General features: G+C 61.8%; 25 protein-coding genes. 15 read left to right on the top strand and 10 right to left on the bottom strand.

What is annotated here, in order from left to right; genetic code table 11:
- The first annotated feature begins 113 nt into the window (after positions 1 to 113).
- The 3 genes from PDR5_RS11035 to PDR5_RS11025 are packed head-to-tail and all read left to right on the top strand — an operon-like array spanning position 114 to position 2,695.
- A complete protein-coding gene (locus tag PDR5_RS11035; RefSeq protein WP_007956274.1) occupies positions 114 to 812 on the top strand; it encodes a CoA transferase subunit A in 699 nt (232 codons plus the stop codon).
- Between the two features lie 24 nt (positions 813 to 836).
- A complete protein-coding gene (locus tag PDR5_RS11030) occupies positions 837 to 1,502 on the top strand; it encodes a CoA transferase subunit B (protein WP_064595324.1) in 666 nt (221 codons plus the stop codon).
- Between the two features lie 11 nt (positions 1,503 to 1,513).
- Positions 1,514 to 2,695, top strand: coding sequence for an acetyl-CoA C-acetyltransferase (locus tag PDR5_RS11025; RefSeq protein WP_064595323.1), 1,182 nt, complete (start codon positions 1,514 to 1,516; stop codon positions 2,693 to 2,695).
- A 106-nt stretch (positions 2,696 to 2,801) separates the two neighbouring features.
- Here the strand turns inward: PDR5_RS11025 and PDR5_RS11020 are convergent, their stop codons facing one another.
- Complete coding sequence (locus tag PDR5_RS11020; RefSeq protein ID WP_064595321.1) at positions 2,802 to 3,404, bottom strand: NADPH-dependent F420 reductase; 603 nt, start codon at positions 3,402 to 3,404, stop codon at positions 2,802 to 2,804.
- A gap of 115 nt (positions 3,405 to 3,519) precedes the next feature.
- Between PDR5_RS11020 and PDR5_RS11015 the strand changes: the two genes are divergently transcribed.
- Positions 3,520 to 4,413 (top strand): LysR family transcriptional regulator, encoded by an 894-nt coding sequence (locus tag PDR5_RS11015; protein ID WP_064595319.1) that lies wholly within the window; start codon positions 3,520 to 3,522, stop codon positions 4,411 to 4,413.
- On the opposite strand, the gene PDR5_RS11010 is transcribed toward PDR5_RS11015, so the two are convergent.
- Positions 4,410 to 5,729, bottom strand: coding sequence for an Nramp family divalent metal transporter (locus PDR5_RS11010; RefSeq protein ID WP_064595317.1), 1,320 nt, complete (start codon positions 5,727 to 5,729; stop codon positions 4,410 to 4,412). The two genes, PDR5_RS11015 and PDR5_RS11010, sit on opposite strands and share 4 nt — an antisense overlap.
- A 76-nt stretch (positions 5,730 to 5,805) precedes the next feature.
- The gene (locus PDR5_RS11005; RefSeq protein WP_064595315.1) at positions 5,806 to 6,345 is read right to left on the bottom strand and encodes a chalcone isomerase family protein; all 540 of its coding nucleotides are present in this window, start codon (positions 6,343 to 6,345) and stop codon (positions 5,806 to 5,808) included.
- A gap of 147 nt (positions 6,346 to 6,492) precedes the next feature.
- Between PDR5_RS11005 and PDR5_RS11000 the strand changes: the two genes are divergently transcribed.
- Together PDR5_RS11000 and PDR5_RS10995 are read left to right on the top strand one after the other, a co-directional pair.
- Positions 6,493 to 7,266 (top strand): hypothetical protein, encoded by a 774-nt coding sequence (locus tag PDR5_RS11000; RefSeq protein ID WP_064595311.1) that lies wholly within the window; start codon positions 6,493 to 6,495, stop codon positions 7,264 to 7,266.
- 87 nt (positions 7,267 to 7,353) lie between these two features.
- Positions 7,354 to 7,920, top strand: a complete 567-nt coding sequence (locus PDR5_RS10995; protein ID WP_064595309.1) for a hypothetical protein — start codon at positions 7,354 to 7,356, stop codon at positions 7,918 to 7,920.
- Positions 7,921 to 7,923: 3 nt separating this feature from the next.
- On the opposite strand, the gene PDR5_RS10990 is transcribed toward PDR5_RS10995, so the two are convergent.
- From PDR5_RS10990 to PDR5_RS10975, 4 genes are all read right to left on the bottom strand, one after another.
- Entirely contained in the window at positions 7,924 to 8,640 is a 717-nt protein-coding gene (locus PDR5_RS10990) for an alpha/beta hydrolase (protein ID WP_064595303.1), read from the bottom strand.
- A gap of 66 nt (positions 8,641 to 8,706) precedes the next feature.
- Positions 8,707 to 9,819 carry a succinylglutamate desuccinylase/aspartoacylase family protein gene (locus PDR5_RS10985; RefSeq protein WP_064595301.1) on the bottom strand — a complete coding sequence of 371 codons (1,113 nt, stop codon included), beginning with the start codon at positions 9,817 to 9,819 and terminating at the stop codon, positions 8,707 to 8,709.
- Positions 9,820 to 9,948: 129 nt separating this feature from the next.
- Entirely contained in the window at positions 9,949 to 10,728 is a 780-nt protein-coding gene (locus PDR5_RS10980; protein WP_039767817.1) for an ABC transporter substrate-binding protein, read from the bottom strand.
- A gap of 255 nt (positions 10,729 to 10,983) precedes the next feature.
- Positions 10,984 to 11,418, bottom strand: a complete 435-nt coding sequence (locus PDR5_RS10975) for a rhodanese-like domain-containing protein (RefSeq protein WP_064595299.1) — start codon at positions 11,416 to 11,418, stop codon at positions 10,984 to 10,986.
- A 100-nt stretch (positions 11,419 to 11,518) separates the two neighbouring features.
- Here PDR5_RS10975 and ftrA point away from each other — a divergent pair, with 100 nt between their 5' ends.
- On the top strand, positions 11,519 to 12,508 hold the full coding sequence (gene ftrA, locus PDR5_RS10970) for a transcriptional regulator FtrA (protein ID WP_064595293.1): 990 nt from the start codon (positions 11,519 to 11,521) through the stop codon (positions 12,506 to 12,508).
- Here the strand turns inward: ftrA and cobF are convergent.
- Positions 12,477 to 13,232 carry a precorrin-6A synthase (deacetylating) gene (gene cobF / locus PDR5_RS10965; protein ID WP_064595292.1) on the bottom strand — a complete coding sequence of 252 codons (756 nt, stop codon included), beginning with the start codon at positions 13,230 to 13,232 and terminating at the stop codon, positions 12,477 to 12,479. The two genes, ftrA and cobF, sit on opposite strands and share 32 nt — an antisense overlap.
- Positions 13,229 to 13,801: a histidine phosphatase family protein gene (locus tag PDR5_RS10960; RefSeq protein ID WP_064595289.1), complete on the bottom strand. Its 573-nt coding sequence runs from the start codon at positions 13,799 to 13,801 to the stop codon at positions 13,229 to 13,231. The genes cobF and PDR5_RS10960 overlap by 4 nt, the downstream gene beginning before the upstream one ends.
- A gap of 320 nt (positions 13,802 to 14,121) precedes the next feature.
- On the opposite strand from PDR5_RS10960, the gene PDR5_RS10955 reads away from it, so the two are divergent.
- The 8 genes from PDR5_RS10955 to PDR5_RS10920 all read left to right on the top strand — a co-directional run bounded on the left by PDR5_RS10955 (position 14,122) and on the right by PDR5_RS10920 (position 22,379).
- Entirely contained in the window at positions 14,122 to 14,976 is an 855-nt protein-coding gene (locus tag PDR5_RS10955) for a MurR/RpiR family transcriptional regulator (RefSeq protein WP_007956246.1), read from the top strand.
- Positions 14,977 to 14,978: 2 nt separating this feature from the next.
- Positions 14,979 to 15,623, top strand: coding sequence for an isochorismatase family cysteine hydrolase (locus PDR5_RS10950; protein WP_064595287.1), 645 nt, complete (start codon positions 14,979 to 14,981; stop codon positions 15,621 to 15,623).
- Positions 15,620 to 16,951 (top strand): glutamine synthetase, encoded by a 1,332-nt coding sequence (locus tag PDR5_RS10945; protein WP_064595285.1) that lies wholly within the window; start codon positions 15,620 to 15,622, stop codon positions 16,949 to 16,951. Before PDR5_RS10950 ends, PDR5_RS10945 begins: the two co-directional genes overlap by 4 nt.
- Positions 16,935 to 17,687, top strand: coding sequence for an N-formylglutamate amidohydrolase (locus PDR5_RS10940; protein ID WP_064595283.1), 753 nt, complete (start codon positions 16,935 to 16,937; stop codon positions 17,685 to 17,687). The genes PDR5_RS10945 and PDR5_RS10940 overlap by 17 nt, the downstream gene beginning before the upstream one ends.
- Before the next feature lie 87 nt (positions 17,688 to 17,774).
- The gene (locus PDR5_RS10935) at positions 17,775 to 19,124 is read left to right on the top strand and encodes an APC family permease (RefSeq protein ID WP_064595281.1); all 1,350 of its coding nucleotides are present in this window, start codon (positions 17,775 to 17,777) and stop codon (positions 19,122 to 19,124) included.
- Positions 19,125 to 19,242: 118 nt separating this feature from the next.
- Positions 19,243 to 20,259 (top strand): arginine N-succinyltransferase, encoded by a 1,017-nt coding sequence (locus PDR5_RS10930; RefSeq protein ID WP_064595279.1) that lies wholly within the window; start codon positions 19,243 to 19,245, stop codon positions 20,257 to 20,259.
- Positions 20,260 to 20,314: 55 nt separating this feature from the next.
- The gene (gene astA, locus PDR5_RS10925) at positions 20,315 to 21,349 is read left to right on the top strand and encodes an arginine N-succinyltransferase (protein ID WP_064595277.1); all 1,035 of its coding nucleotides are present in this window, start codon (positions 20,315 to 20,317) and stop codon (positions 21,347 to 21,349) included.
- 160 nt (positions 21,350 to 21,509) lie between these two features.
- The gene (locus PDR5_RS10920) at positions 21,510 to 22,379 is read left to right on the top strand and encodes an isocitrate lyase/PEP mutase family protein (protein ID WP_007956238.1); all 870 of its coding nucleotides are present in this window, start codon (positions 21,510 to 21,512) and stop codon (positions 22,377 to 22,379) included.
- Between the two features lie 78 nt (positions 22,380 to 22,457).
- Here the strand turns inward: PDR5_RS10920 and PDR5_RS10915 are convergent, their stop codons facing one another.
- Positions 22,458 to 22,760, bottom strand: a complete 303-nt coding sequence (locus PDR5_RS10915) for a hypothetical protein (protein WP_064595275.1) — start codon at positions 22,758 to 22,760, stop codon at positions 22,458 to 22,460.
- Positions 22,761 to 23,142 lie beyond the last annotated feature (382 nt).

Genomic DNA, 23,142 nt, shown 5'->3' with positions numbered 1-23,142 from the left:
TGAGCTTTATCAATCAATCAACCTTAAAAATCAACTTAACAAATATATCCTCCAGCGCGACACTCCAGTCACTCGGCTAGCCAGCCGCCCGACAAACAATAAAAGAGGTGCATATGGCAGGTTTCGACAAGCGCGTGTATTCCTACGAGGAAGCCATGGCAGGTCTTGAAGACGGCATGACCGTGATCGCCGGCGGCTTCGGCCTGTGCGGCATTCCGGAAAACCTGATCGCCGAGATCAAGCGCAAGGGCACCCGCGACCTCACCGTCGTCTCCAACAACTGCGGCGTCGATGGCTTCGGCCTCGGCGTGCTGCTGACCGACCGCCAGATCAGCAAGGTGGTCGCCTCCTACGTCGGCGAAAACAAACTGTTCGAAGAGCAACTGCTCAAAGGCGACATCGAAGTCGTCCTGACCCCGCAAGGCACCCTCGCCGAGAAAATGCGCGCAGGCGGTGCCGGCATTCCGGCGTTCTTCACCGCCACTGGCGTCGGCACCCCGGTCGCCGAAGGCAAGGAAGTGCGTGAATTCCACGGTCGCAAGTACCTGATGGAAGAATCCATCACCGGCGACTTCGCCATCGTCAAAGGCTGGAAAGCCGACCACTTCGGCAACGTCATCTACCGCCACACCGCGCAGAACTTCAACCCGCTGGCCGCCACCGCCGGCAAGATCACCGTGGTCGAAGTCGAAGAAATCGTCGAACCCGGCGAGCTGGATCCGGCACACATCCACACGCCCGGCATCTACGTCGACCGGGTCATTTGCGGCACGTTCGAAAAACGCATCGAACAACGCACCATCCGCAAATAATCCAGGCTGACGGAGAACAAGAACATGGCACTTTCCCGCGAACAAATGGCTCAACGCGTCGCCCGCGAAATGCAGGACGGCTACTACGTCAACCTCGGCATCGGCATTCCGACCCTGGTCGCCAACTACATCCCCGAAGGCATGGAAGTCATGCTGCAATCGGAAAACGGCCTGCTCGGCATGGGCCCTTTCCCGACTGAAGACACCATCGACGCCGACATGATCAACGCCGGCAAACAGACCGTGACCGCACGGATCGGCGCTTCGATCTTTTCCTCGGCCGAATCCTTCGCAATGATCCGCGGCGGCCACGTCGACCTGACCGTGCTGGGCGCCTTCGAAGTGGACGTGCGAGGCAACATCGCCTCGTGGATGATCCCCGGCAAACTGGTCAAGGGCATGGGCGGCGCGATGGACCTGGTGGCCGGCGCCGACAACATCATCGTTATCATGACCCACGCGTCCAAGGACGGTGAGTCCAAGTTGCTGAGCCAGTGCAGCCTGCCGCTGACCGGCGCCGGTTGCATCAAGCGCGTGCTGACCGACCTCGCCTACCTGGAAATCGAAAATGGCGCTTTTGTCCTCAAGGAACGCGCACCTGGCGTCAGCGTCGAGGAAATCGTCGCCAAAACCGCTGGTAAGCTGATCGTCCCGGATCACGTACCAGAAATGCAGTTCGCTGCCGAGTGAGGAATTCGAAAATGCAAGACGTCGTCATTGTTGCCGCCACGCGTACCGCGATCGGCAGTTTCCAGGGTTCGCTGGCCACTGTCTCCGCCGTGGATCTGGGCGCAGCGGTCATCCGCCGGTTGCTTGAGCAGACCGGCCTGGACGGTGCTCAGGTCGATGAAGTGATCATGGGCCAGGTGCTGACCGCCGGTGCCGGCCAGAACCCGGCGCGCCAGTCGGCGATCAAGGCCGGCCTGCCCCACGCCGTACCGGCCATGACCCTGAACAAGGTCTGCGGCTCGGGCCTCAAGGCCCTGCACCTCGGCGCCCAGGCGATCCGTTGCGGCGACGCGGACGTGATCATCGCCGGAGGCCAGGAAAACATGAGTCTGGCCAATTATGTGATGCCGGGCGCGCGCACCGGTCTGCGCATGGGTCACGCGCAAATCGTCGACACCATGATCAGCGACGGCCTGTGGGATGCGTTCAACGATTACCACATGGGCATCACCGCCGAGAATCTGGTCGAGAAATACGAGATCAGCCGCGAACAGCAAGACGCCTTCGCCGCCGCTTCGCAACAGAAAGCCGCCGCAGCCATCGAGGCCGGTCGTTTTGTCGATGAAATCACCCCGATCCTGATCCCGCAGCGCAAAGGCGATCCGGTGGCGTTCAAGATTGACGAGCAGCCACGCGGCGACACCACCGCCGAATCCCTGGCCAAACTGCGTCCGGCCTTCAAGAAGGACGGCAGCGTCACGGCCGGCAACGCTTCGTCGCTGAACGACGGCGCGGCTGCCGTGATCCTGATGAGCGCCGAAAAAGCCAAGGCCCTGGGCCTGCCGGTGCTGGCGAAAATCACCGCCTACGCCAACGCCGGCGTTGACCCGGCGATCATGGGCATCGGCCCGGTGTCCGCCACTCGCCGCTGCCTGGACAAGGCCGGCTGGAGCATTGGCCAGCTCGACCTGATCGAAGCCAACGAAGCCTTCGCCGCGCAATCGCTGGCAGTGGCCAAGGATCTGCAATGGGATCTGGACAAGGTCAACGTCAATGGCGGCGCCATCGCCCTCGGTCACCCGATCGGTGCATCGGGCTGCCGTGTGCTGGTGACCCTGCTGCACGAAATGATCAAGCGTGATGCGAAAAAGGGTCTGGCGACCCTGTGCATCGGCGGCGGTCAAGGCGTGGCCCTGGCGCTGGAACGCACTTAAACGCAAAAGAGGTTCAACAGCGGGCGGCGGATCCACGACATCCACTGCCCGTTGGCAACAAACCCGGTACGACTCACGTCGCACCGGGTATTTTTTTGCCCGGACGTCAGGCGAACTTCACCAGATTCAGCACCGGCAACGGCCCGCCCGGGAACTGCGCCAGTCGTGCACCCACGCTCAACTCACCCAGATCGATACCGAAGAAGCCGAGCTGATCGATCAGCGCACCCACTTCCGCCTTGGCCTGTGCATCATCCCCGGACAGGAACAACACGCGCTTGCCACCCTCCGACGCCGGATCCGCTTCCAGCAAACGCGCCAGCAAGTGGTTGAACGCCTTGACCACCCGCGCACCCGGTACCCATTCGGCGAACACTTCGCTGGACGGCCGCCCCTGCAAATCCACCGGTTTGAACGATGGCGCTTCAATCGAGTTGTTGGCGTCGATGACGATCCGCCCGCCGAAGTCCGGCAGCCCGGCCAGTGCCGTCGGCAGTTTCGACCAGTTCACCGCGACCAGCACGATGTCCTGGGCGGCGGCTTCTTCACGACTAACGGCACGGGCAGTCGGGCCGAGTTCTGCGACCAGTTCAGCCAGGGTCTCCGGCCCGCGACTGTTGGCGATGACCAACGGGATGCCCTGACGCGACAAGGCTTTGGCAAACGCTGAACCGATGGCGCCAGCGCCGATGATTCCGATAGTGCTCATGGTGTTCTCCTCAAAGTGGGGTAAGACTCGAAACGAATCTTGCGCTTGCCATTCCCACTTGATTAGCCGGTAATGCCTTGAATGATCTTCAAGTATCACTATCAGGTCGAAATCCATGGAAACCCTCGCCAATCTCGAATCCTTCGTTCGCAGCGCCGAGACCGGCAGCTTCTCCGCCGCCGCTCGGTTACTGGCGCTGACTCCGGCGGCGGTCAGTCGCAACGTGGCGATCCTTGAGCGCAACCTCGGCGTGCGGCTGTTTCAGCGCTCGACCCGCAAGCTGTCGCTGACTGAGGCCGGTGAAGGTTTTCTGGCAAGTATCGGGGGCAACCTCGATGCCTTGCAGGCAGCGATCGCGACGGTGGCGACCGAGCGCGGCGAACCGGCGGGTGTGCTCAAGATCAGCCTGCCGCCGACGTTCGGCATCGATCACATGCTGCCGCTGCTGCCGGAGTTTCTGGCGCGTTATCCGCTGATTCGCCCGGAATGGCATTTCGAGAACCGCCAAGTGGACTTGATCGCCGAGGGCTACGACGTGGCGATTGGTGGCGGCTTCGAACTGACGCCCGGCGTGGTCGCCCGGCCATTGTCGTCCGCCGAAGTGCTGGCGGTGGCGTCGCCGGCGTATCTGGCGGGCCGCACACTGCCGCGGCATCCGGCCGATCTCGCCGATCACCACGGCATCGTCATGCGCGGCCTGCGCACCGGGCGCCTGCGCCAATGGCAGATGCACAACGAGGCCGGCGAACAGGCCAGCGCCCTGCTCAACCCGAACATCGTGCTGAATGATCCGATGGCCATGCGCAAGGCTGCGCTGCTGGGCTTGGGCGTGACGATGCTGGTGCTGCCGGATGTCAGCGCGCAGATCGAACGCGGTGAACTGGTGCGGCTGTTGCCCGACTGGCAATGCGATGCCGGCGCGATTTCGCTGTACTACCCGAGCCGTACCTTGCTGCCGGCCAAGACCCGGGTGTTCATTGATTTTGTAGTCGAAGCGTTTGGCCGCTAGGCCGCTAGCTGCAGAATCAGCCACGCATTCGCGCCGCTGATCACCACAAACAATCCCCACGCGAGAACCTTGGTTGGCAACCGATTCACAAACGGCCCCATCAGCCGTTTGTCGTTGGTCATGCGAATCAGCGGATACAGCGCAAACGGCAATTGCAGGCTCAGCACCACTTGGCTCAACACCAGCAACTTGCCCACCGCGCCGTCGCCCATCAGCCACACGCCAATGAACGCTGGGATCAGCGCCAGCCCACGGGTGATCAGACGTCGCTGCCAGCAAGGGATCCGCAGGTTCAGATAGCCTTCCATGATCACTTGCCCGGCGATGGTGCCGGTGAAGGTCGAACTCTGTCCCGATGCCAACAGCGCCACGCCGAACAGCACACTGGCCAGCGCGCCGCCCACCAGCGGATCGAGCAAGTGATAGGCGTCCTGGATGTCGACCACGTCGGTGTGTCCGGACTGATGAAAGGCGGCCGCCGCGAGAATCAGGATCGCCGCGTTGACCAACAACGCCAGCGCCAGCGAACCGATGGTGTCGATACGCGCCAGTTTTACCGCGTCCTGCTTGCTGGCCAGATCCTTGCCGATCAGCCGTGTCTGCACGATCGAGGTGTGCAGGTACAGGTTGTGCGGCATCACCGTGGCGCCAAGGATGCCGATGGCCAAGTACAACGGCGCGGCATCGCTGATCGCCGACAGTGAGGGTTTGAAGCCTTGGGCGACGTCCGGCCAGTACGGTTTGATCAACAGCAATTCAACGAAGAAACACGCGCCGATAGTGCCCACCAGCACCAGCATGATCGCTTCCAGCCGGCGGAAACCGCGGTTTTGCAGGGCCAACACCAGCAACGTATCGAATGCGGTCAGGGCGATGCCGAACGTCAGCGAACAGCCGAGCAACAGGTGAAATGCCAGCGCACAGCCGAGTACTTCCGCAAGGTCAGTGGCGATGATCGAGATTTCCGCCAGCACCCATTGCAGCCGCGCCGTCGGAGTGCTGTAGCGTTCGCGGGAAAGCTGCGCCAGATCGCGCCCGGTGGCGATGCCCAGCCGCGAGCACAGGCATTGCACAACCATGCCCGCCAGACTCGCCAGCAACACCACGAACAGCAAGCTGTAACCGAAACGCGAACCGGCCTCGATGGCGGTGGCCCAGTTGCCCGGATCCATGTAGCCGATCGACACCAGCAAACCGGGGCCGGCAAAGCGCAGCACGCGTTTGAAGAACGAGGCGTTGGGATCGACCGGGACACTTCCGGCCACTTCCGGCGGGCAGAACGGCGCCGTGGCGATTTTGGGCAAGCTGAACTTCACAAACACATCCAGAAACAAGTCGAAAGGCGCAGCTTAGACGTTTCAGTCGGCAGGCCCAAGCGCCGATGTGCTGCGTTCAGGGTTGGGCAGTACCCAGCAATTGCCGGCGCAGTTCGGGATTGCGTGTGCGTGGATCCAGCCAGATGTTGAAAAAAGCCTGGGCGAACAACGGGTCGTTGATTTCGTGCTGCAACTGTTGGCCAACAAAGAACCGCGCGCCCTGCCCCGGCAGATACACCCCGGTGATCCGCGTGCCGGCCTGCACGTCGACGAACGATTGCTGCATCTGGGCCTGCCACACCGCCAGTTGCGCAGAACTGATGGAGGAGCCTGCCAGGCGTTTGATCTCGTCGACGCTGGCTTTGACCAAATCTTCGCGGGACACGCTGCGCCGGTAGATCAGCTCCAGGGCGAAGGGCTGACCATCGGCCAATGGACGCGCGGCGCTCCACAACCGGGCGTTGTAAACGTCGAAACCGAAAATGCTGAAATCGCCGGTGCCAATGATTTGCGCACCGGGCACCACGTCTTGCCAACTGGCCCAGGTGGGGGTCAGCAACAACGCCCACAAGCCTATCCCGCAGCATCCACGCAACACCTTCGGTGTACTGCTCATCGCGGCATCGACTCCGGTAAACCCTGATACCCAGAGCATAGTCGGCAATCACACCCATGATTTTGTATACATTTATTGCATGCATGTGCAGCAATCCGCTAATGACAATGCTAACGTGGCCCTCATTGACCCGACGGAGACACCTGCGTGCTGATCCTCAAACTGCTGCTGATTCCCGGTTTCCTGCTGCTGATTTCCCTCGCGGGCAAGCGCTGGGGCCCCAGCGTCGCCGGGTGGCTGTCGGGATTGCCGGTGGTGGTCGGGCCGATTCTGTTTTTCCTCGCCATCGAGCAAGGGCCGGCGTTTGCCGCGCAATCGGCGGTCGCGGCGCTGTCGGCCATGTTTGCGATGATCGCGTTTTGTGTCACTTATGCGCAGGTGGCGCAGCGGGCGAACTGGCCGCTGGCATTGATAGTTTCTTTATCGGTCTGGGCCGTGCTGGCGCTGATTCTGTCGCTGACTCCGGCGTCGTTACCCTTCTCGGTCGCCGCTGCTGCGACCGCCCTACTTTCCGCGCCGTACCTGTTTCCCAAGGTGCAACCGGTGGTCAGGGGTCCGGCGCCGAAATCGGACAAACTGGTCTGGCGGATGATTGCCGGCGCGGCGCTGACGCTGGTGGTAACCATGCTGGCCAGCACCGTCGGCGAACGCTGGAGCGGTTTGCTCGCCGTGTTTCCGGTGCTCGGCAGCGTGATGGCGGTGTTTTCCCAACAGACCCGTGGCCCAGCGTTTACCGCCGCGTTGTTACGCGCGACGGCGACGGGGATGTATTCGTTTTCGGCGTTTTGTCTGGTGTTGGCGCTGACCGTTCCGAACCTGGGCTTCGGCGGTTTCGTGGTGGCGGTGGCCGTTTCGGTGGCGATGCTCGGCGTCACTCGGCAGCTGTTGGCCAAACCGGCGCCGGCGCCATCGCCGAACTGAACCCGACCGGACAAACCGCGCTGGAGTGCCAGGCACCCTCCATGGGATGATCGCCGCCCAAGCGCGACCCATCCCTCGGAGATTCGAATGTCATTGCTTTGCAAGAAAGCCGCCGTCCTGTTGTTGGCGGCGGTGGCCGGTTTCGGCGCCATCAATGCTCAAGCGGCCAAGGCCAAAGAGAAGGCTGTCACCGAGAAGGTCTCGATGCTCGACGGCAAATTCAGTTTTGTCCTTCCCAAGGGCTTTGTCGCCGACCCTCTGCCCGCCGGCCCGACCGGTGCCAAAGGCACGATGTACACCAACCAGACGACAAAGACCGTGGTCATCGCCGCCGAAAACCAGATTCCCGAAGGCAACAACGTCAAGGACAACGACAGTGCGTTCCTCGACGGCACGGTGTCCGACTTCATCGACGCCCAGCGCAAGGCCCTGCCGGACTTCAACAAGCTCAGCGAAAAGAGCCTGACCCAGAAAGGCAACGGCTTGGGCCTGCGCCAAGTCGACAGCACCGCCACCCAGGGCGGCGGCCAGACCCTCAACACCACGTTGCTGGCCGGTTCCGGCACGCGTATGGCGCTGGTCCAGGTGATTTCCCGGGCCAGCGACAAGAGCGGTCACGAAGCGCTGGTGAAGACCATCCTCAAGGAAAAGTGATTCTCAGGGATTGAGTTGCTGCAACCAGTCGTTCAAATCCCGAAGCTCGGCCGCACTGATGCTGTGGCCGACGCCGGGATAGGCATGAAATTGCGGTTTGTACGACAGCTTCTGCAACAACGCATCGGCCTCGGTGGCACCGCTGTAAGGCACACGGTCATCCGCCGTGCCGTGGCCGATGAAGATGTCCAGCGGCGGATGCTGTTGCTCTGACTTCAGCTCGCTCTTGAGCACCGGCAACAATCGCCCGCTCAACGCCGCAATACCACCCACCGCCGCTGGCTGCCGCAGCCCGACCTCATAGGTCATCATCGCGCCCTGGCTGAAACCGATCAGGTACACCTTCTCCGGTTGGGCGTGATATTTCTGCGCCGCAGCGGCGATAAAGGCCCGCAGTTTCTGGCTGCTGGCCTTCAGATCATCGGTCTCGCCGTTGTAGGCGCCTTCGCCTTTCTTGCGAAACCACTGGAAACGCCCTTCTCCCAACGCCATCGGTGCCTGCACCGACAGGTAGTTGTACTGCTGGGGCAGTTGAAATTTCATACCGATCAAGTCTGCTTCGTTGCTGCCATAGCCATGCAGGAAAATCACCAGCGGACGCTGTTCGGCGTCCGGGTGCACCTGGGCCAGGTAGTTGAGCGGCAGATCGTTTTGCAGCGAGGTCTGAGCCTGGACGGCCGTGGACGCCAGCAGCGTCAACAGCGCAAACACCTTCAACATAAGCCTTCCTTCACACAGTGCAGGGTTCGGGGCAGAGCCTAACACTGTGATCGGGAGGACGGGATATCAGTCGTTGCTCAGCTTGCCCACCCGAATCGGCTCGCGCCCCGCCACTTTCGCCTGCCAGATGCCCGGCTGGGTGTAGCGCCCGCGATCGATGGCGAACAACAAGCCGCTGGTGCCGGCGCGCACGGTGGTCACGCGGTCGTTCAGCGGATCGACCACTTCAAACAGCGCATCGCCGCGCTCGACCCATTCCCCGGCATTGCGCAGGAAACTCACCACGCCATGGTGCGGGGCGAACAGATACTCGGTTCCTTCGAACGGCATGCCTTCGCAGCATTCGTCCGGCGCTTTCGGCCATTCGCCGCTGATGAAGCCCTGCTCGGCCAAGAAGCCGAGGATCGCCTCGCAATTGGCCTGAGCCTGATCGACGCGGGTGTCGCCCATACTGCCCAGTTCCAGGGTGGTGGCGAGGTTGGCCGGTGGAATCGCCGCGCCCGGGAACATACGTGCGAGGCGCAGCCACGGTGTGGAGCAGGACTCATCGAACGAGTTGCCACCGGAATCTTCACACAACAGCGCCACGCCAGCTTTCAGTCGAGCGGCCAGGGATTGCCACTGCGGCCAGTGTTGCGGCAAGGCGTAAATATGAATCGCCGCGTCGAAATCGCAATGCAGGTCGAGGGTGATGTCGGCGTCGCAGGCGTGGCGCAGCAACAGTCGGTGCAGCGCTTCCAGTTGCGATGCCGGGGCCGGCAGTTCGTCGAGTACCTGACCCATGGTCTGGCGGATCAGCGTGATGTTGGCTTCGGCATCGCTGCCCAACTGATCGCCGATCCGCTCGGCCACCGGCGCGCTGAGTTCAACGAAGGAGCGGTTGAAGTTCTTGCCGCTGCCCAGCTCGAAACGCCCCATGTGGCTGCCTTGCAGGTGCTGATCGAGACCGATCGGGTTGGCCACCGGCACCAGTTCGATCACACCTCGCAACTGGCCGTTGCCCTCCAGCTCGGCCAGGCGTTTTTTCAGTTCCCATGCGGTGCGCATGCCCGGTAGTTCATCGGCGTGCAGGCTGGCCTGGATGTAAACCTTGCGCGGGCCGGCGCCGTAACGGAACACGCTCAGGGAACGTTCGCTGCCCAGGTGGTTCCAGGGCAGAAGATGATCGATGCGTTGCATGGGAAACTCCGGAAATTCTGTGGTCGCTGCCGGGGCAATGACCGCAATGAAAATGTGCTGACAGGATAAATCACGGGCGAAAAAAAAGTGGCCACCGCGCAAACGGGGCCACTTTCTTCTTACTGCGTATTAATGGCCGTATACGTCAAAGTCGAAGTACTTGTCCTGCACTTGCTTGTACTTGCCGTTGGCGCGGATTTCGTTGATGGCGGCGTTGAATTTCTCCGCCAGCTCGGTATCGCCTTTACGCACCGCAATACCGGCGCCACCGCCGAAGTACTTGGCGTCTTCGTAGGTCGGGCCGACGAATTCGAAGCCTTTGCCGGCGTCGGTTTTCAGGAAGCCGTCGCTCAGGTTGACCGAGTCGGCCAGCATTGCGTCGATACGACCGGAGACCATGTCCAGGTTGGCTTCCTGCTGCGAGCCGTAACGCACCAGCTCGATACCGGCCGGCACCAGCACTTCGGTGGCGTAGCGGTCGTGGGTACTGGCACGCAACACGCCGACTTTCTTGCCTTTGAGCTCGACCAGCGGGTCTTTCACGCCGGAACCGGCCTTCATCACGAAGCGCGCCGGGGTGTGGTAGTACTTGATGGTGAAATCGACGTTTTTCTTGCGGTCGTCAGTGATGGTCATCGAGGACAGGATCGCGTCGATCTTCTTCACTTTCAGCGCCGGGATCAGGCCGTCGAACTCTTGCTCGACCCAGGTGCATTTGACTTTCATCTGCTCACACAGCGCATCGCCGATGTCCACGTCGAAACCGGCCAGTTTGCCGTCAGGGGTTTTCATCGAGAATGGCGGGTAACCGGCTTCGATACCGATACGGATCGGCTTGGCGTCTTCGGCCACGGCGGTCAGGGACAACATCGACAGTGCCAGGGCACCGAACATAACCAGCTTTTTCATTTATTACTCCCGTGTGCGGAGGCTTTTATTGGCAGCTTTCGATTGTCAGGTTCGGCCTTGGGCTGTGCAGCACAAAGAAACCGACGTGGCCGGCAGTCTATGGCGGCGCGCACGGGGCAAATTGTTTTTAAGCGACAAATACTTACAGAAAATCGGCGAGTGCCATCACATGGGAAAAGTGTGCGCCAGAGCGGTGCAAAGGGTTGTAGGACAAAGCCGACAAAAGCTGCCGCCGAAGCGGCAACCCTCCGGCTATCAGCAATCGCAAGCGATCGGTGCGGCGGTGACGCGCGGTGTCGCGACACTCAACTGAAAGCCTTCATCCAGCCACCCGGTCACTCCACCGATCATCTCCTTGACCGGATAACCCAACGCCGCCAGCTTCACCGCGGCCTTGTTGGCGCCATTGCAGTGAGGGCCGGCGCAATAAACCACGAACAGTGTGTTTTTCGCGTAGTCCGCCAGCCCTTCCGCTGTAAGCAAACGCCCCGGAATATTGATCGCTCCCGGCACATGCCCACGCTCAAAGGCCAGCGGCCCGCGCACGTCCACCAGCACAAAGTCGACTTCGCCGGCCTGCTGGCTGCTGAAGACGTCGGAACAATCGGTTTCGAAGGTCAGACGGTTGCTGAAATGCATCAGGGCAATGGCCGAAGGCGCTGCAGGAATTTCGCGAACCAGGCTGGGCATGTTGAATCACTCCTTTGTCTGTGGGGATGAACGGACTTTATCGAGCCGCCGCTGGCCGCTACAGTGGCGCACAAGACACTCACCGGGAATTTTCCGCCAAATGCCTGATTCACCTGGATTGGTCGCGATCCTGGCCTACGACGGCCTCTGCACCTTCGAGTTCGGGATCGCCGTGGAGATCTTCGGCCTGGCCCGGCCGGAGTTCGACTTTCCGTGGTACGAGCACTGCATTGCGGCGGTCGATCAAGGCCCGATGCGCGCCATGGGCGGGATCCAGGTGCTGGCCGATGGCGGTCTTGAGCTGTTGGAGAATGCGCGCACCATCATCATTCCCGGCTGGCGCGACCGAAATGCGCCGGTGCCGGAAGTCTTGCTCGACGCATTGCGTGATGCCCATTCACGCGGCGCCCGGTTGCTGTCGATCTGCTCGGGCGTGTTTGTGCTGGCCGCCAGCGGATTGCTCGACGGGCACGGCGCCACCACTCACTGGCGATACACCACAGAACTGGCCGAGCGCTTCCCGGCCATCGATGTCGACCCGGACGTGCTTTACGTCGATTCCGGCCAATTGATTACCTCGGCCGGCAGTGCAGCGGGGATCGACGCCTGCCTGCATCTGGTGGCGCGAGACTTCGGCACCCAGATCGCCAACTCGGTGGCGCGACGGCTGGTGATGTCGCCGCAACGCACCGGCGGTCAGGCGCAATTCATTCCGACGCCGGTCAGCCCGACCCCGCGCAGCGATCTGTCGCGTGTGATGCAGTGGGCCCGCGAGCGCCTGCACGAACCGCTGGAGGTGCGCGATCTGGCCAGCGAAGCGGCGATGAGCGAACGCACCTTCCTGCGCAAATTCAGCGAAGCCAGCGGCCAGTCACCCAAGGCCTGGTTGCAACACGAACGTCTGGCCCGAGCCCGGGAATTGCTGGAAAGCACGCCGCAAAACACCGAGCAGATCGCCTTGCGCTGCGGTTATCGCTCGGTGGAAAGCTTTCGTGTGGCGTTTCGCAGCGTGGTCGGGGTGCCGCCGTCGGTGTATCGCGAACGCTTTGGTCGAGAGATCAAGGCTTGCGCAACAGATAAGTGTCCATGATCCAGCCATGCTCGGCCCGCGCGGCCTTGCGCACCCGCTCGATTTCATCGGCAACGTCGTTGAGCTTGCCATGGATGAGGATTTCGTCCGGCGTGCCGAGGTAGGCGCCCCAGTAAATCTCTGTCTCCTGATCTGCCACTTGGTGGTAGGAGTCTTCAGCATCAAGCATCACCACCAGGCTGTCGGTGTCACTCACCTGCCCCGCTGCCAGGCGTCGACCGGTGGTGATCTCAATCGAGCGGCCGATGGTGTTCAACGGCACCTTGTGTTGCGCCGCCAAGGCCTGAACGCTGGTGATGCCGGGAATGACCTCGAATTCAAACGCACATCGCCCCGAGGCCAGAATCGCCTGCAGGATCCGAATCGTGCTGTCGTACAACGCCGGATCGCCCCACACCAGAAAACCGCCGCACTGCCCGTCAGACATTTCGTCATTGATCAGCCGCTCGAAGGTTTGTTGCTTGGCGCGGTTCAGATCATCGACGCTGACGTTGTAGTCCACATCGCCGCGCTCGCGTTCCGGGCTGTGGGCTTCGGCGAAACGGTACGTACGATCGGTGATGTAGCGTTCGCAGATTTCTCGCCGCAGGTCGATCAGCTTGTCCTTGCTCTGGCCCTTGTCCATCAGGAAAAACACGTCCACCCGATTCAGCGCCTTCACCGCCTGCATCGTGATGTAGTCCGGGTTGCCGGCACCGATGCCGATCACCAGCAATCGCTTCATTGCTCTGCTCCTTCCAGATTCATGCCGGACAAGCGTAGCCGCCAGCGCCCGGTAAACCGCAGATCAACCGCCGCCAGCGGCTCGACATCGAGGCTGTGAAACGCCTCGCCCTGCACGACCTGCATCAATGCAGCACGAATCACGAACGGATGGGTAACCGCCACCACGTGCCCCGGGGTGGCTTGCAGTGAAACCAGCCACGCGGCCACTCGCTCGCGCAGTTGCGCCACCGACTCGCCACCATGGGGGGCGGCGTGCGGATCGTCGAGCCAGGCTTGCAAGGCCTCGGGTTCGTTCCGCTGCAAATTCTTGATCGACTGACCTTGCCAGCGTCCCCAATCGCAATCACGCAGGGCCTGATCAATGTGCGCTTCACGACCAAACCACGACGCCGTCTGGCGAGTGCGCAGTTCCGGGCCGCAAATCAGGCGCGAAGCTGAATCGAAGCGCGAAGCCAGCGAGCAGGACGCCAGCGCCGTTTCTTCAACAGGTTCGTTCGTAGGAAAACACGCCAATTTTTGTGCGACAGTTCTGGCATGGCAGATCAATGTCAAACGGGTGGTCTGCACGGGGAATCACTCGGCTGGAAGACAGGACGGTCATCGGCGCAATCGCGGATAGAGCGGCAATTGTGCCGTAAACCGGGAGGCCTCGGGCAAGTCGATTGGGCGACTCGAGCGTATGAAAGCGGCAATGTCTGACACCACCATGGGCAATGGACTACAAGACTGATCGACATCCGTGTAACCCTTACGTTACGGGCATCCCGCCCCATTTTGGGGCTTGATTTAAACGCCGAAAAATTCGCTAGACATGTAGCGTCAGTTACATAAATACTGTTTTAACGGATTGTGAAGCGAATTCAACACCCCATCCAGCAGGAGCCCGGATGCCCCCTTTAAGAGACCTGATCACCGACCCCGGCCTTGACCTGACGCCGTCGGAGCGCAAAGTCGTTCGCGCCTTGCTCGATCAGTATCCACGCAACGGGCTTGGCCCGATGGCGCGCCTGGCCGAACATGCCGGCGTCAGCGATCCGACCATCGTGCGGCTGGTGAAAAAACTCGGCTTCGGCGGTTATGCCGAATTCCAGGACGCCCTGCTCAGCGACATGGACCATCGCCTGCGCTCGCCGCGTACCCTGTTGCAGCCGCGCTCGCATCAGAACAAGGACGACGCCTGGAGTCACTATCTGGCTCACAGCCACAATTTACTGGCCGAAACCCAGGCCCTGACCCAACCGGAAGATGTGCGCATTCTCGCCGACTGGCTGCTCGACACCCGGCACCAGGTGTACTGCTTCGGCGGACGCTTCAGCAGTCTGATGGCGACTTACCTGCTCAATCATTTGCGCTTGCTGCGCCCCGGTTGCTTTGCACTGGAAGACAACGCGCAACTGCCGGACCGCCTGTTCGACCTGCAACGTCAGGACGTGGTGCTGGTGTTCGACTATCGCCGTTACCAGACCCAGGCCTTGCGCGTGGCCAGCGCCGCGAAAAACAACAATGCTCGCGTCGTGCTGTTCACCGACATCTATGCCTCGCCGCTGCGCGAACTGGCCGACATGATCATCAGCGCCCCGGTAGAGTCGGCCTCGCCGTTCGACACCATGGTCCCGGCGCTGGCTCAGGTTGAAGCACTGATCGCTTGCCTGACCTTGCGCTGCCCGGACCTGGCCGATCGCCTGGAAGGCATCGATGCCCTGCGCAACGACTTCGACACCCACTTGCTGGAGGATAAATAAGGATGTTCAGCCTTCCCCATCGCTCGCCACGGGACCTGCCGTTTGTCACCGACCACACCGCCCTGTTGCTGGTCGACATGCAGCGTGCCTGGCTCGAGCCGCAGTTCGACCCGCACCTCGAAGGCCCGGACGCCGCGTACTTCCTCAACCGCACGCGCTCGCAAGTGGTGCCCAATCAAGTCCGCCTGCTCAAGGCGTTCCGCGACGCTCGGCAGAACGTGCTGCACACCCTGATCGAAAGCCTCACCGCCGATGGCCGTGACCGCTCGCTGGATCACAAACTGTCGGACATGCACCTGCCCAAGGGCAGCCCGCAGGCACAGGTCATCGCCGAACTGACCCCGGCGGAAAACGAAATCGTGCTGCCGAAGACTTCGTCCGGGGTCTTTAACTCGACCAACATCGACTACGTGCTGCGCAATCTGGAAACCCGTCACCTGATCATCGCCGGCATCGTCACCGACCAGTGCGTGGACATGGCCGTGCGCGATGCCGCCGACCGTGGCTACCTCGTCACACTGGTGGCGGACGCCTGCGCAACCTGGACCGAAGCACGCCACGACGCCTGCCTGAACGCGATCAAGGGCTACTGCTGGATCACCGACACCGACACCGTGCTCGGCCGGTTGCAGGAGATGCAGCCATGAGCGAACGCCTGTCGCCGTTGCCGATGACCACCATCGTCACCACCGACCTGATCGGCGTCACCCGTGGCCGCTCGTTTCCCACCGATGAGCTGGAGCACTATCAGGCCGCCGGTTGTGGCTGGGTGCCGGCCAACAGCGCGTTGACGCCGCAGGACATCATCGCTTCGACCAGCCCGTGGGGCGCTTATGGCGATCTGCGGCTGATTCCCGATCTGGCCAGCCGCGTCACCGTCGGCAACGGCCCGGACGCCGCAGCGCCGGCGCTGGATTTCATTCATGGCGACATCCGCGAGACCGATGGCCGGCCATGGGCGGCGTGCCCGCGCACCCTGATGCGCAACGAGGTCGAGCGCTATCGCGACGAGCTCGGCTTGCAGGTCAACGCTGCGTTCGAACACGAATTCAATCTGCACGCCGGGTTTGCCGAACATCTGGCGTTCTCGCTCGAAGCCCAGCGCCAGGGCGCCGAATTCGGCGGCTGGCTGCTCAGCGCGTTGCGCGCCGGTGGCGTCGAGCCGGAAATGTTCCTGCCCGAATACGGCAAGCACCAATACGAAATCACCTGCCGCCCGACCCTTGGCGTGGCGGCGGCGGATCGCGCGGTCAACGTGCGCGAGATCACCCGCGAAATCGCCCGGCAGATGGGTCTGGATCTGAGCTTTGCGCCAAAAACCGCTGCCGACGCGGTGTGCAACGGCGTGCACCTGCACATCAGCCTGCTCGATCTGGCGGGTCAGCCGATGCTCTACGACGCCGGCACCAGCAATGGCCTGTCGACCCTCGGCCAGCACTGGGCGGCGGGCGTGCTGCATTACTTGCCGGCGCTGTGTGCGTTCACTGCACCGACGCCGGTGTCGTATGAGCGTTTGCAACCGCATCACTGGAGCGCGTCCTACGCCTGCCTCGGCCAGCAGAATCGCGAAGCGGCGCTGCGCATCTGCCCGACCGTGAGCGTGGGCAACAAGCCCGTGGCGAAGCAATACAACCTGGAATTCCGCGCCATGGACGCCACCGCCTCACCGCATCTGGCAATGGCTGCGCTGCTGATCGCCGGACGCCTGGGCATTGAGCAGCGTCTGGCGCTGAACGCGATCACCGATGAAATCCCCGATTCACTCAACGACGAACAACGCAAGGCCCGGGGCATCGTTGCCCTGCCCGCCTCCCTGGCCCAGGCACTGGATTGCCTGCGTCGCAGTGAAGCGCTGGTCGAAGCGCTGCCAAGCGCGTTGCTCGATACTTTTTTCGCCCTTAAAACCGAGGAACTGGCGCTGACGGAACAGCTCTCGCCCGCTGATCTTTGTGAGCACTATGCACGCCTGTACTGAATCCGTTGAGCTTGGGTTGTACACCCGACCGGTCTACAACCTGAGCCGTGAAGATTCGACGCACCCGCTGATTCTGGTGTGCGAACACGCCAGCCGCTACATCCCCGAGGCCCTGAACAATCTGGGCCTGGCTGATACGGCGGCGCGCGAACACATTGCCTGGGACATCGGCGCCCTGGCGCTGGCCGAGCAACTGTCGGAGCAATTGGGGGCCACGCTGTTGAGCGCCAACTATTCGCGCCTGCTGATCGACCTCAATCGCCCCCGGCATGCGCCTGACAGCATCCCGGCGCAGAGCGAGATCTACCAGGTGCCGGGCAACCGCGAGCTCGACGAGGCCACCCGCGAATACCGTCGCCAGTGCCTGTTCAAGCCGTTTCACACGCGCCTGCAACAACTGATCGATGCACGTCTGGCCGAAGGTCGACCGGTGCGGGTGGTAGGGATTCACAGTTTCACCCCGGTGTATTACGGCCAGCCGCGGGAGCTGGAAGTCGGCGTGCTGTTCGGTCAGGCCAGGGCCTATGCCCAACGGATGCTCGACGGTCTGGAGCGACATCCGCTGAAAGTCGCCGGCAACCAGCCGTACAGGATCGACCCGCTGGGCGACATGACCGTGCCGGTGCATGGCGATGCCCGGGGCCTCGATTCGGTGTTGATCGAAGTGCGCAACGACCTTCTGCGCAGCCCGGAAGCGGTTTCTCGCTGGGCGAATTATCTGGCACCACTGCTGTAAAAAATGTTGTAACCACTGCTGATGCTGTAAACGACGGACCGATATAACAACTAAAACGACCGATTGGCTGACAAGGAGTTGCGCTTCATGGAAATAGAAGAGTTCGGCTACAAACAGGAGTTGAAACGTAGCCTGACACTGACCGACCTGGTGGTGTACGGGATGATATTCATGATCCCCATCGCCCCGTTCGGCGTGTATGGCTACGTCAACGCCGAGGCACCGGGGATGGTGCCTCTGGCGTACATCATCGGCATGGTGGCGATGGTCTTCACCGCGCTCAGCTACGGCAGCATGGCCCGAGCCTTTCCGATTGCCGGATCGGTGTATTCCTACGCGCAACGGGGCCTGAATCAACACGTAGGTTTCATCGCCGGCTGGCTGATGCTGCTCGATTACCTGCTGATTCCGCCGCTGCTTTACGTCTACGCGGCGATGGCGCTCAACCACCTCTACCCGGACATCCCGAAAGTCGGTTTCATTCTGGCGTTCCTGGTCAGCGCAACCTTCGTCAACCTGCGTGGCATCACCTTCACCGCTCGCATGAACATCCTGTTCCTGCTCGCGCAACTGGTGGTGCTGGGGATTTTCCTGTTCTACGCCTGGAATGCCCTGCACAACGGTGGCGGTAACGGCCAGTTGACCCTCGCGCCGCTGTATCACCCGGAAACCTTCAACTTCGCCCTGCTGATGCAAGCGGTGTCGATTGCGGTGCTGTCGTTCCTCGGTTTCGATGCGATTTCCACCCTTGCCGAAGAGATCAAGGGCGATCCGGGTCGCAGCGTCGGCAGAGCGGCGCTGATCACTCTGTTGGTGATGGGGGTGATTTTCGTCGCACAAACCTGGATCGCTACCGATCTGGCAGCGGGCATGGGCTTCAAATCCGCCGACACCGCGTTCTATGAAATCGCCGAAATCGCCGCTGGCAGCTGGCTCGCGACCTTGACCGGCGTGGCCACGGCCCTGGCCTGGGGCGTGGCGGTGGCAATCACTTCGCAAGCCGCGGTCTCGCGCCTGCTGTTCGGCATGGCCCGCGACGGCAAGCTGCCGAAAGTGCTGGCCAAGGTGCATCCGAAACACAACACGCCGTACCTGAGCATTTATCTGGTGGCCGTGCTGTCGCTGGTGATCTGCTACCTGTTCATCAATTCGGTGGACACCCTGACTTCGCTGGTCAACTTCGGCGCCCTGAGCGGCTTCATGCTGCTGCACCTGACCGTGATCAACTACTACTGGCGCCGGCAGAAGTCCGGACAGGTGATCCGTCACCTGATCTGCCCGGTGATCGGCTTCATCATCGTCGCGGCCATCATGTACAACATGGGCGTCGATGCCCAGAAACTCGGCCTGATCTGGATTGCACTGGGTCTGGTGTACCTGTTCTTCCTGAACAAGCTCGGCGCCAGTACCGCGCTGCCTGACCCGAGCAATGGCTGACAAGAAAAAGAGCGGCGTCTGACAACAAATCAGGCGACCGCCGCTTTAACGCGTGGAAACCGACAGTGATAGTCAGGTTCGGCGAATGGGCCGAACCTTTTGATACAGGAGTGCATCCATGCTGGTCTTACGTCCAGTCGAGCCAAACGACCTGCCTCAATTGCAACAATTGGCGCGCGACAGCCTGGTAGGCGTCACATCCCTGCCGGACGACAGCGAACGCCTGGGCGAAAAAATCGCCGCGTCCTGCGCCTCGTTCGACAGCGATGCGGCCGCTCAGGGCCCGGAGAACTACTTCTTCGTGCTGGAAGACATCGACAGCCATCGACTGGTCGGCTGTTCGGAAATTCTCGCCACCGCAGGTTTCAACGAGCCGTTCTACAGCCTGCGCAACCGCCACTTCACCAGTGCCTCGCGGGAGCTGAATATCGAGCACGGCGTGCCGGCGCTGTCGCTGTGTCACGACCTGAGCGGGCACACACTGCTGCGCGGTTTCCACATCGACGCGGCACTGGTGCGCACGCCGTTTTCCGAATTGCTGTCGCGGGCACGGCTGCTGTTCATCGCCGCCCACGCGCCACGTTTTGCCGAAGCGGTGATCACCGAAATCGTCGGTTACAGCGACGAGCAAGGGCATTCACCGTTCTGGGATGCGCTGGGCAAACATTTCTTCGACCTGCCCTACGTCGAGGCCGAACGCCTGTGCGGCTTGCAGAGCCGTACGTTTCTCGCCGAGCTGATGCCGCAATACCCGATCTACGTGCCAATGCTGCCGCAAGCGGCGCAGGACTGCATCGGCCGCATTCACCCGGACGGCCAGGAAGCCTTCGACATCCTCGAGCGCGAAGGTTTTGAAACCAACAGCTACATCGACCTGTTCGATGCCGGCCCGACCTTGTATGCACGCACCGCCAACATCCGTTCGATCGCGCAGAGCCAGACAGTTACGGTTGAGGAAGAACCCCTGATCGATGCTCGCGGACGCTATCTGGTGAGCAACGATGCTCTGCATGGCTTTCGGGCAGTGGTTGCCGAGCTGGATTTCCAGCCCGGTCAGCCCTTGGCGCTTGACCCGGCCCTGTGCGCGGCGCTCAACGTCCGCGCTGGCGGCACGATCCGGTTGATCGCCCTGTGAACCGCGCCCCTACCCAACGACAGTGCCCGAGCAGGCGCGCAAAAGGAGTTGCAGCATGATTGTCCGTCCGGTTCAAGTCAGCGACCTGCCAGCGTTGATGACGCTGGTGCAACAGGCCGGCCCGGGGTTCACCACCCTGCCCGCCAACGAAGATCGCCTGGCCCACCGGGTGCGCTGGGCACAACGGGCGTTCGCCGAGCAGGTCGAGCGGGCCGATGCCGATTACCTGTTCGTGCTTGAAGACGACGAACAGCGCGTGGTCGGCGTCAGCGCCCTGGCCGGGGCCGTCGGCCTGCGCGAGCCGTGGTACAACTATCGGGTCGGGCTGACCGTCAGCTCGGCGCCGGACCTGGGTATTCAGCGGCAGATCCCGACGCTGTTCCTCAACAACGAACTGACCGGCCAATCGGAACTGTGCTCGCTGTTCCTGCGCCACGACCAGCGCCACGGCAGCAATGGCCGTCTGCTGTCGCTGGGGCGTTTGCTGTTTGTTGCCGAATTCCCGCACCTGTTCGGCGAAAAAATGATCGCCGAACTGCGCGGCAGTGCCGACGAGCAAGGCTGTTCGCCGTTCTGGGACAGTCTGGGCCGGCACTTCTTTCAGATGGACTTCAGCCACGCCGACCACTTGTCCGGGCTCGGCAACAAGGCCTTCATCGCCGAACTGATGCCGCGCCAGCCGCTGTACACCTGCCTGCTCACCGAACAGGCCCAGGCCGTGATCGGCCAGGCCCACCCCAACACCGAGCCGGCGCTGAAAATCCTCCAGGCCGAGGGTTTTGCCCATAAAGGTTATATCGACATATTTGACGGCGGCCCGGTCATCGAGGCGCCGATCCGCAGCATCCGCACGGTGCGCGACAGCCTGGAACTGACCCTGAGCATCGGCACGCCGGACGATCAGGCGCCCCTGTGGCTGATCCACAACCGGCGCCTGGAAAACTGCCGCATCACCGTGGCGGCGGGACGCCGGGTCGGCAGCAGTCTGGTGATCGACCGCCTGACCGCCAAACGCCTGCAATTGCAGCCGGGCAACTCGGTGCGGGCAGTGCCGTTGCCCAATCGACAGCAGCAGGCGGTAGCGGCCTGAGCTCAGATTCCTGTAGAGAAAGCGCCTGAACAGGTTTTTCCTGGTTAACTTCCTCGTTAATTCGTCATGATCCTTGACCCATTGGCGTGATAGCCTTTTCACCTTCGGCGTTGACACCTTTGCTCAAGCCTTTCCATTCCTTTGTATTGGTGGAACTCGTATGACCAGGCTTTCTCATCAAGATTTGCGCCGTAACTTCCGTCAGCTGCTGGCTTCCGACACCTGCTATCACACCGCCTCGGTGTTCGATCCGATGTCCGCCCGCATCGCCGCTGACCTGGGTTTTGAAGTAGGGATTCTCGGCGGCTCGGTCGCCTCGTTGCAGGTGCTGGGCGCTCCGGACTTTGCCCTGATCACCCTCAGCGAATTCGCTGAACAGGCCACCCGCATCGGCCGCGTCGCCCAATTACCGGTGATCGCCGACGCCGACCACGGCTACGGCAACGCCCTCAACGTGATGCGCACCATCGTTGAACTGGAACGCGCCGGCGTCGCCGCGCTGACCATCGAAGACACCCTGCTGCCAGCACAATTCGGCCGCAAATCCACCGACCTGATCACCGTCGCCGAAGGCGTCGGCAAGATCCGCGCGGCACTGGAAGCCCGGGTCGACTCGGAAATGGCAATCATCGCCCGGACCAACGCCGGCATCCTGCCGAACCAGGAAATCATCAGCCGCACCAAGCAGTACCAGGCTGCCGGTGCCGACGGTATCTGCATGGTGGGTATTCAGGACTTCGATCAGCTCGAGCAAATCGCCGAACACCTGACCGTCCCGCTGATGCTGGTGACCTACGGCAACCCGGCGCTGCGCGACGACAAACGCCTGGCCGAACTGGGTGTGCGCGTGACCATCGACGGCCACGGTGCCTACTTCGCAGCGATCAAGGCGACCTACGACAGCCTGCGCGAACAACGCCAGATCTTCACCCAGGCTTCCGACCTGAGCGCCACCGAACTGACCCACACCTACACCCAGCCTGAGGAATACATCCTCTGGGCCAAGGAATACATGAGCGTCAAAGAGTAACCTCGCACCACGCTACAAAGAGGCAGAGCGGCCCGACGCCATCACGAGTCCACTCGCATGGCGCCCGCCGCGATACCGCTAGACCGCTGCCTTGAAGCCTTCCTCCCGCTGTAATGCCCGCGTCTGAATCACGTTCAGAATGGCGCATCCCTCTCGCATCAACAGATGCACTGCGCTGGTAATGCGCGTCAGATCACAATCGGAAATGCCCTTGAGGTCGAGACTGGAAAAGGTGTCCGCCAGATCGCGCACGACCACAAAACGGTGCATCGCACACGCGGCCATGTCGCTGAGTTCTTTTTGGGTATTGATGAAGAGCACCGGGGATTCGGCGTCGTAGGTGTCGATGGGGAGGTAACGGGGGATTACTTGATCGGTCATGGTGTAACTCCAATAGAGCAACCACCGTTCGCGGCCAAACGAAGAAGGTGGCGGCTGTGTGCGGGTTGGCCGACCGGGCAGACCACATCCGGCACACCCGAAGGTGTCCCGCGCACAGCTGCCATAAAGCGAATCCAGGCACGAAAATGTCTGGACGATGACGCTGTTGCGTTTTGTCTGCGCGACCGGCCAAGGTCGTTCGCGGAGTTTTTCCGCGAGCCCAGACTATAGGGGTCGGCACCGAAACGCGGCAACAGGGTACGTTGTAGGAAAGGTCTTGGAAATATGTGGGCTGGTTTTGATGGCAGTGTTCGGCTTGATATCTGGCCCTCACCCTAGCCCTCTCCCAGAGGTAGAGGGGACCGATTGGGGGATATTGGTG

Source organism: Pseudomonas sp. DR 5-09 (genome assembly GCF_001655595.1).
In the GTDB taxonomy this organism is placed as follows: domain Bacteria; phylum Pseudomonadota; class Gammaproteobacteria; order Pseudomonadales; family Pseudomonadaceae; genus Aquipseudomonas; species Aquipseudomonas pharyngis.
This window is presented reverse-complemented; position numbering and strand designations above follow the sequence as displayed.

Bases quoted from the DNA above. Each gene is read 5' to 3' on its own strand.
- astA (WP_064595277.1), top strand. From the start codon at position 20,315: ATGATTGTCCGTCCGGTTCAAGTCAGCGACCTGCCAGCGTTGATGACG.
- PDR5_RS11015 (WP_064595319.1), top strand. From the start codon at position 3,520: ATGGAAACCCTCGCCAATCTCGAATCCTTCGTTCGCAGCGCCGAGACC.
- PDR5_RS10975 (WP_064595299.1), bottom strand. From the start codon at position 11,418: ATGCCCAGCCTGGTTCGCGAAATTCCTGCAGCGCCTTCGGCCATTGCC.
- PDR5_RS10945 (WP_064595285.1), top strand. From the start codon at position 15,620: ATGAGCGAACGCCTGTCGCCGTTGCCGATGACCACCATCGTCACCACC.
- PDR5_RS11035 (WP_007956274.1), top strand. From the start codon at position 114: ATGGCAGGTTTCGACAAGCGCGTGTATTCCTACGAGGAAGCCATGGCA.
- PDR5_RS10950 (WP_064595287.1), top strand. From the start codon at position 14,979: ATGTTCAGCCTTCCCCATCGCTCGCCACGGGACCTGCCGTTTGTCACC.
- PDR5_RS11025 (WP_064595323.1), top strand. From the start codon at position 1,514: ATGCAAGACGTCGTCATTGTTGCCGCCACGCGTACCGCGATCGGCAGT.
- ftrA (WP_064595293.1), top strand. From the start codon at position 11,519: ATGCCTGATTCACCTGGATTGGTCGCGATCCTGGCCTACGACGGCCTC.
- PDR5_RS11030 (WP_064595324.1), top strand. From the start codon at position 837: ATGGCACTTTCCCGCGAACAAATGGCTCAACGCGTCGCCCGCGAAATG.
- PDR5_RS10985 (WP_064595301.1), bottom strand. From the start codon at position 9,819: ATGCAACGCATCGATCATCTTCTGCCCTGGAACCACCTGGGCAGCGAA.
- PDR5_RS10980 (WP_039767817.1), bottom strand. From the start codon at position 10,728: ATGAAAAAGCTGGTTATGTTCGGTGCCCTGGCACTGTCGATGTTGTCC.
- cobF (WP_064595292.1), bottom strand. From the start codon at position 13,232: ATGAAGCGATTGCTGGTGATCGGCATCGGTGCCGGCAACCCGGACTAC.
- PDR5_RS10920 (WP_007956238.1), top strand. From the start codon at position 21,510: ATGACCAGGCTTTCTCATCAAGATTTGCGCCGTAACTTCCGTCAGCTG.
- PDR5_RS10995 (WP_064595309.1), top strand. From the start codon at position 7,354: ATGTCATTGCTTTGCAAGAAAGCCGCCGTCCTGTTGTTGGCGGCGGTG.
- PDR5_RS10930 (WP_064595279.1), top strand. From the start codon at position 19,243: ATGCTGGTCTTACGTCCAGTCGAGCCAAACGACCTGCCTCAATTGCAA.
- PDR5_RS10935 (WP_064595281.1), top strand. From the start codon at position 17,775: ATGGAAATAGAAGAGTTCGGCTACAAACAGGAGTTGAAACGTAGCCTG.
- PDR5_RS10940 (WP_064595283.1), top strand. From the start codon at position 16,935: ATGCACGCCTGTACTGAATCCGTTGAGCTTGGGTTGTACACCCGACCG.
- PDR5_RS10915 (WP_064595275.1), bottom strand. From the start codon at position 22,760: ATGACCGATCAAGTAATCCCCCGTTACCTCCCCATCGACACCTACGAC.
- PDR5_RS11005 (WP_064595315.1), bottom strand. From the start codon at position 6,345: ATGAGCAGTACACCGAAGGTGTTGCGTGGATGCTGCGGGATAGGCTTG.
- PDR5_RS10990 (WP_064595303.1), bottom strand. From the start codon at position 8,640: ATGTTGAAGGTGTTTGCGCTGTTGACGCTGCTGGCGTCCACGGCCGTC.
- PDR5_RS10955 (WP_007956246.1), top strand. From the start codon at position 14,122: ATGCCCCCTTTAAGAGACCTGATCACCGACCCCGGCCTTGACCTGACG.
- PDR5_RS11020 (WP_064595321.1), bottom strand. From the start codon at position 3,404: ATGAGCACTATCGGAATCATCGGCGCTGGCGCCATCGGTTCAGCGTTT.